An 847-nucleotide genomic window follows, 5' to 3' on the forward strand; every position below is an offset into this window, starting at 1 on the left:
GTGGAGAGCACCGAGCCGATGATCGAGGCCACCACGAACAAGGTGGTGTTCCAGGCGTAGTAGTCCAGGCCGCCAATGTCCTTGACCACCGAAGGCAACAGGGTGGTTACCAGGTAGACGTTGATTGCATGCAGGGCCACGCCACCGGCCAGGGCCGCAGAACGCAGCCCGTTCTTGCCCAGTAACAGTGCCGACCATCCGCTTGTCGATGCCATGCCGTTCTCCATGTGTGTTGTTCGCTATTGGGCGAATGTAATACACAAGCAAATACTTTGATAATTGTTTTTTCCAGCCGTTCCCGCAGTTCCCCCCAGCAGCAGGCAATGGATCGACAAGCTGCGAGCCCCTGCGCCCGAGCCTGTTATGCTTGCGTGGTTGCCGGCGTCATGGACGCTCCTGATACCCCACCTGTGCATTGGTTAATGGCCCAGATGTCTTCGATTTCCCCCTCCACCGAGAAGAAAAGCCCCGGGGCTACCGCCGAGCGGATCCTGTTTCTGCTGAAAACCCGCGGCCCGTTGAAAACCGCCGACCTGGCGCCGCTGCTCAAGGTGTCCCAGGAAGCCGCGCGCCAGCAATTGCAGAAGCTGGTGGACAGCGAACTGATCGTCGGCCAACTGATGCCGGCCCAGGGCGCCGGGCGGCCCTCACAGAAATGGGTGCTCACCGAGCTGGCCCAGGCACGCTTTCCCGATACCCACGCCAACCTGACCCTGCAGTTGATCGATTCGATCCGCGCGGTGTATGGCGCCGACGGCGTGGAGCGCATCGTCAGCGATATGGAGCGGGCCAACAGCGCCGAGTACCTCAGCGTCTGCGCGCCGTTGCCGACCCTGGAGCAGCGGGT

Annotated in this window: 1 protein-coding gene and 1 pseudogene; one reads left to right on the forward strand and one right to left on the reverse strand. The window is 61.7% G+C overall.

Going from position 1 to position 847, the window contains the following annotated elements; genetic code table 11:
- Nucleotides 1-215: pseudogene (locus tag F6S12_RS32370) on the reverse strand (MFS transporter); the annotation flags it as partial.
- 216 nt (nt 216-431) lie between these two features.
- Between F6S12_RS32370 and F6S12_RS32375 the strand changes: the two are divergent.
- Nucleotides 432-847, forward strand: a 416-nt coding sequence (locus tag F6S12_RS32375) for a helix-turn-helix transcriptional regulator (RefSeq protein ID WP_409999886.1), incomplete at its 3' end; no start/stop codon positions are given.

It is taken from the genome of Pseudomonas sp. JV245A, from assembly GCF_032424515.1.
Taxonomy (GTDB): domain Bacteria; phylum Pseudomonadota; class Gammaproteobacteria; order Pseudomonadales; family Pseudomonadaceae; genus Aquipseudomonas; species Aquipseudomonas protegens.